This window comes from Methylophaga sp. UBA1464 (assembly GCF_002325665.1).
GTDB lineage: Bacteria > Pseudomonadota > Gammaproteobacteria > Nitrosococcales > Methylophagaceae > Methylophaga.
Genome location: NZ_DCSO01000087.1, coordinates 3,699 through 9,017 on the forward strand (window position 1 = coordinate 3,699; position 5,319 = coordinate 9,017).

Annotated in this window: 8 protein-coding genes; 4 read left to right on the forward strand and 4 right to left on the reverse strand. The window is 46.6% G+C overall.

Annotated elements, in window-relative coordinates; genetic code table 11:
• Positions 1–96: 96 nt before the first annotated feature.
• Complete coding sequence (rpsT, locus tag B3O33_RS11225; protein WP_292360570.1) at positions 97–357, forward strand: 30S ribosomal protein S20; 261 nt, start codon at positions 97–99, stop codon at positions 355–357.
• A 63-nt stretch (positions 358–420) separates the two neighbouring features.
• Here the strand turns inward: rpsT and proB are convergent, their stop codons facing one another.
• The 4 genes from proB to rplU form a co-directional block, all read right to left on the reverse strand.
• A complete protein-coding gene (gene proB, locus B3O33_RS11230; protein ID WP_292360572.1) occupies positions 421–1,551 on the reverse strand; it encodes a glutamate 5-kinase in 1,131 nt (376 codons plus the stop codon).
• A 2-nt stretch (positions 1,552–1,553) separates the two neighbouring features.
• On the reverse strand, positions 1,554–2,603 hold the full coding sequence (gene cgtA, locus B3O33_RS11235; protein WP_292360574.1) for an Obg family GTPase CgtA: 1,050 nt from the start codon (positions 2,601–2,603) through the stop codon (positions 1,554–1,556).
• A gap of 97 nt (positions 2,604–2,700) precedes the next feature.
• Entirely contained in the window at positions 2,701–2,958 is a 258-nt protein-coding gene (gene rpmA, locus B3O33_RS11240) for a 50S ribosomal protein L27 (RefSeq protein ID WP_014705802.1), read from the reverse strand.
• A 27-nt stretch (positions 2,959–2,985) separates the two neighbouring features.
• Positions 2,986–3,297, reverse strand: coding sequence for a 50S ribosomal protein L21 (rplU, locus tag B3O33_RS11245; protein WP_292360576.1), 312 nt, complete (start codon positions 3,295–3,297; stop codon positions 2,986–2,988).
• Positions 3,298–3,463: 166 nt separating this feature from the next.
• On the opposite strand from rplU, the gene ispB reads away from it, so the two are divergent.
• From ispB to B3O33_RS11260, 3 genes are all read left to right on the forward strand, one after another.
• Positions 3,464–4,432 carry an octaprenyl diphosphate synthase gene (gene ispB, locus B3O33_RS11250; RefSeq protein WP_292360578.1) on the forward strand — a complete coding sequence of 323 codons (969 nt, stop codon included), beginning with the start codon at positions 3,464–3,466 and terminating at the stop codon, positions 4,430–4,432.
• Between the two features lie 71 nt (positions 4,433–4,503).
• Positions 4,504–4,806, forward strand: a complete 303-nt coding sequence (locus B3O33_RS11255) for a (2Fe-2S) ferredoxin domain-containing protein (RefSeq protein WP_292360579.1) — start codon at positions 4,504–4,506, stop codon at positions 4,804–4,806.
• Positions 4,803–5,319, forward strand: a 517-nt coding sequence (locus B3O33_RS11260; protein WP_292363605.1) for a squalene/phytoene synthase family protein, incomplete at its 3' end; no start/stop codon positions are given. The genes B3O33_RS11255 and B3O33_RS11260, both read left to right, overlap by 4 nt.

Genomic DNA, 5,319 nt, shown 5'->3' on the forward strand with positions numbered 1-5,319 from the left:
CTTGAAAAAAGACAGCATCATACCATTTACAAATGGAAGCAAAATCAGGATAATGCCCGGTTCATATACAAATAGCTGATTCTTAGGAGAAACACTTTGGCAAACTCAGCACAAGCAAAAAAACGCGCCCGTCAGGCGGAAACACACCGTCAATTAAACGCTAGTCAGCGTTCTGCGATGCGTACTAAAGTTAAAGCACTCAGAAAAGCGATTATCGCTGGTGATAAAGAACAAGCCGTGGCTGCATTTCAAGCTGCCGTACCCGTTCTGGATCGTATGGCACGTAAAGGCCTGATTCATAAAAATACTGCTGCTCGTGGCAAAAGCCGTTTAAACAACGCTGTCCGTGCGATGTAATTGACTGTTCTATAGAATCAGCTAAAAAAAACCGGCTAACGCCGGTTTTTTTATGTCTGTCCTTTATCCCGTAACGACCAGATTATCCCGATGGATTAACTCCGGCTCATCAACATATCCCAATAAACTTTGAATCGCCTGACTGGGCTGCCCCATAATTCTTACGGCCTCATCAGCATTGTAGTTCACCAGGCCCCTTGCAACTTCCCGCCCGTGCAAGTCTGTACATAACACTAATTCACCACGAGTAAACTGCCCATCAACCTGACGTACCCCAACCGGTAAAATACTGCGGCCATGCTGTTTGATCACAGCTACTGCGCCATCATCCAGCATTAATCGTCCTTTGGGAATTAAATGTCCGGCAAGCCATTGCTGGCGAGCTTTAATCGGTTTCATATCGGGCCACAACAACGTACCCACGCCCTGGCCAGCTGCCAGGTGACGTAAATTCAACGGATGTTTTCCAGATAGAATCACTGTCGTGGCACCGGATCTCGCGGCACGTCTGGCCGCCGCTAATTTGGTTGCCATACCGCCACGGCCTAACTCACCTTTACTGTCACCGGCCATAGCGTCCAGATTTGAATTACTCGCGGCAGAAGCCGCCAGCATTCTGGCATTTGGATTTAACCGTGGATCACTATCAAATAAGCCATCCTGATCAGTCAGGATAACCAATACATCGGCTTCAACCAGATTGGCGGTCATTGCCGCCAGCGTATCATTGTCCCCAAAACGGATTTCATCGGTAGCAATGGTGTCGTTTTCATTCACAACCGGCAGAATACCCATATCCAGCAAAGTGTGTAATGCACTGCGTGCATTCAAATGGCGGCCACGATCAGCTAAATCAGAATGAGTCAGTAGAATTTGTGCAGTATGAATGCCATGTTGCTCACAAGCTGTAGCGTAAGCATGGATAAGCCCCATCTGACCCACACTGGCTGCGGCTTGTAACTGATGTAAGGCATGGGGACGACGCCGCCAGCCCAGTCTTTGCATACCCGCAGCAACTGAGCCGGAGGTGACCAGAACGATCTCTTTACCCTGATTTCTCAACTCGGCTATTTCGCCACTTAACCAGCGAATGCGATCCACATCCAAGCCTTCTCCCGGCTTGGTTAGTAAAGCACTACCAATTTTAATCACCCAACGTTTGGTTGATAAAAGTTGCTGATGCGGATTTTCCACAGTTAGTCCTCGATGGGTTTAGCGGGAGGCTGCTCACTCTGACGTAAATCATCCAAGTATTGCATGATATCTTCACACAACTTCGCGCAACCTTCACCCGTCTGTCCACTGATTTTGTAGACCGGTCCTTGCCAATCCAGACGCGTTAACACTTCCTGAGTGAGCTCATCACGGATATCATCCGGCACCAAATCCATCTTATTGAGAATCAGCCATTGCGGCTGTTTACCCAGCGCTTCACTGTAGTGAAGTAATTCGCGATTAATAATGTTAACGCTTTCCACCGGATCCTGTTTCACATCAACGGGTGCCATATCAACCAGATGCAACAGCAATCGAGTGCGTGTTAAATGCTTAAGGAACTGGATACCTAAACCGGCACCTTCCGCCGCGCCTTCCACCAGCCCGGGAATATCGGCAATAACAAAGCTGCGTACATCTCTGAGAGTCACCACACCAAGGTTTGGATGCAAAGTGGTAAAAGGATAATCGGCCACTTTGGGCTGGGCAGCAGAAACCTGACTGATAAAGGTCGATTTTCCGGCATTGGGTAGTCCCAATAATCCAACATCGGCTAGTAATTTCATTTCAAGGCGCAATGTACGCTCTTCGCCTGGCGTTCCGTCTGAGGTTTGACGTGGCGCACGATTAATACTGGATTTGTAACGTGCATTACCCAAACCATGCCAGCCACCTTTGGCGACCATCAGTTTGTCACCATGCTTGGCCAAATCGCCAATCAGTTCATTGGTATCTTCATCCCAGGCTTCCGTCCCGACAGGCACTTTAATAATTAAATCTTCGCCACGGGCACCACTGCAAAGTTTGCCGCGGCCATGTTCGCCACGTTGGGCTTTAAAGTTACGTTTATAGCGAAAATCGATCAGCGTATTAACTTGTGTATCTGCCAGCAGATACACATCACCTCCATCGCCTCCATCACCACCATCCGGACCACCGAAAGGGATATATTTTTCACGACGAAAGCTCAGGCAACCATTACCGCCGGCACCCGCGCTGATTTTTATTTTCGCTTCATCAACAAATTTCATACTGCCGACCAGATAATTTTTTTAATAATTGCCACAAACAAAAAACCCCGCATCAGCGGGGCTTTCAGCTGTTTGCCCCAACGGGCTAACAAAATCTTTATTCAGCGATAACGCTGACAAACATGCGATTGTTCGCACCTTTGGTTTCGAATACCACTTTACCATTGGCTGTCGCGAATAAGGTGTGGTCTCTACCGATACCAACATTACGACCTGCATGGTAACGGGTGCCGCGTTGACGAACCAGAATGTTACCGCCTAATACTGCTTCTCCACCGAAGCGTTTAACACCAAGGCGTTTCGACTCGGAATCGCGACCGTTGCGGGTACTACCGCCAGCTTTCTTATGAGCCATGTTAAGTCCTCTTTAAATTTGTCAATCTTAGGCGCTGATGCCAGTGATTTCGATTTCTGTATAAGATTGGCGATGCCCCATCTGTTTCCGATGGTGCTTACGACGACGAAATTTGATGATTTTGACTTTATCACCACGGCCATTGGCTGACACAGTTGCAGTGACTTTGGCGCCTTCCAGGTAAGGAGCGCCGACTTTAATGTCATCGCCTTCACCTACCAACAGAACTTTATCCAGCTCAACCGTATCTCCGGCTTCTGCGGATAGTTTTTCAATACGGAGCTTTTCGCCCTCTTTAACTCGGTACTGCTTACCACCAGTCGCGACAATAGCGTACATCGCTTTCTCCAAAAAAATAAATGTTATTGTGGGTAACCCAACAAAAGACCGGGAATTTTAACTGCTTTCTACATACAGATCAAATGCAAATTGAATTATTTGCGAATCACCGTGACCCATGAGAAAGTACGCGTTTAATTAATCTAGACAGGCAGACAAACGCCCCGTGGATATACAATCCATTTACGCACTTATCCAGCAGGATATGGATGCAGTTGACGCAATGATACAACATCGGCTGCAATCTGAGGTTGTATTAATAAACCAGCTTGGACATTACATTATTAATAGTGGTGGAAAACGCTTGCGTCCCGCTATTGCACTGCTCAGCGCCCGAGCCTGTAATCATCAGGCTTCTGCGCATATCAATCTTGCGACTATTATCGAATTTATTCACACTGCAACCTTGCTGCATGATGATGTAGTTGATAATTCCACTATGCGGCGTGGTCAGGAAACAGCGAACAGTGTCTGGGGAAATGAAGCCAGTGTATTGGTCGGTGACTTTCTCTATACCCGTGCGTTTGAAATGATGGTGGAACTTGATTCGATGCGTTTGATGCAAATCCTTTCCCACACCACAAACGTCATTGCGGAAGGTGAAGTATTGCAACTGTTGAATGTACATGATGCCGATACGACTGAAGAACGCTATCTGCAAGTCATTCATCATAAAACAGCCAAATTATTTGAAGCAGCCGGTCAGCTGGGCGCTCTCATCAGTAATGCCTCCGACGAGATTGAAATGGCTTTGGCTAATTACGCCATGCACCTTGGCAGCGCTTTTCAGCTGGTAGATGATTTACTCGATTACAGTGCATCCAGTGAAACTATCGGTAAAAATATTGGTGATGATCTGGCTGAAGGCAAACCGACTTTACCGCTGATCTATGCCATGCAAAATGGTACCGTCGAACAGTCAGCCATTATTCGAGAAGCAATCGAACAAGGCCAGCGCGATAAAATTGAGGACATTATTGAAATTATCCACATCACTGGCGCTATTGATTATACCGCTTCAGCCGCTCTCAATGAGGCGAAGCAGGCAAAAGACAAGCTCATCATTATTCCCGACTCAGAGTACAAATCCGCCTTGATTGGACTGGCTGATTTCGCTGTTTCACGACATTTTTAATAGAGGATAAATGACGACACGACTTCCGCTTTTACATATTTATTCCGGCTTCGTTAAGCTGAATCGACACTATGGCTGAAATATACAAATATCATATGTTCATTTGCACACATCAGCGTGATGATGGCTCTGATTACTGTGAGGAACACGGCGCGCAGTCACTACGTGACTATGCCAAACAGCGGGTGAAAGACCTCAAATTAAAAAAAGTCCGGGTCAATAATTCCGGTTGTCTTAACCGCTGTAAATTGGGACCAGTTATGGTTATTTATCCTGAAGGTGTCTGGTATCAATACCATGACAAAGCCGATATTGATGAAATCATCGACACCCATCTGGTCAACGGCAAAATTGTCGAGCGTTTATTAAAATGACACCGCAGCAATATTGCCGGGATAAAGCGGCGAAAAGCGGTTCAAGTTTCTACTACAGTTTCCTTTTTTTACCTGTCAAAAAACGTGAGGCTATCATGGCCTTATATGCTTTTTGCCGTGAGGTTGATGATGCCGTTGATGAAATAAGTGATCCACTTGTGGCTGCACAGACACTGGCTTGGTGGCGTCAGGAAATCTCCCGGACATTTGCTGGGCAAGCGACGCATCCGGTTGGCAAAGCATTAGCAGAAACTTTGCACGACTTTGATCTGCATGAAGAATATTTTCACGAAATTATTGATGGTATGGAAATGGATTTAACCCAGCATCGATATCCAGCATATAAAAATCTGGCCTTGTACTGTCATCGCGTTGCCAGTGTGGTGGGCTTACTTTCCGCACAAATCTTCGGTTTTTCTGACCGAAAAACCTTAAAGTTTGCTGAGAAACTCGGCCTCGCCTTTCAACTGACCAACATAATTCGCGATGTTCGTGAAGATGCAGAGCGGGGAC

Bases quoted from the DNA above. Each gene is read 5' to 3' on its own strand.
- cgtA (WP_292360574.1), bottom strand. From the start codon at position 2,603: ATGAAATTTGTTGATGAAGCGAAAATAAAAATCAGCGCGGGTGCCGGC.
- rpmA (WP_014705802.1), bottom strand. From the start codon at position 2,958: ATGGCTCATAAGAAAGCTGGCGGTAGTACCCGCAACGGTCGCGATTCC.
- rplU (WP_292360576.1), bottom strand. From the start codon at position 3,297: ATGTACGCTATTGTCGCGACTGGTGGTAAGCAGTACCGAGTTAAAGAG.
- B3O33_RS11255 (WP_292360579.1), top strand. From the start codon at position 4,504: ATGGCTGAAATATACAAATATCATATGTTCATTTGCACACATCAGCGT.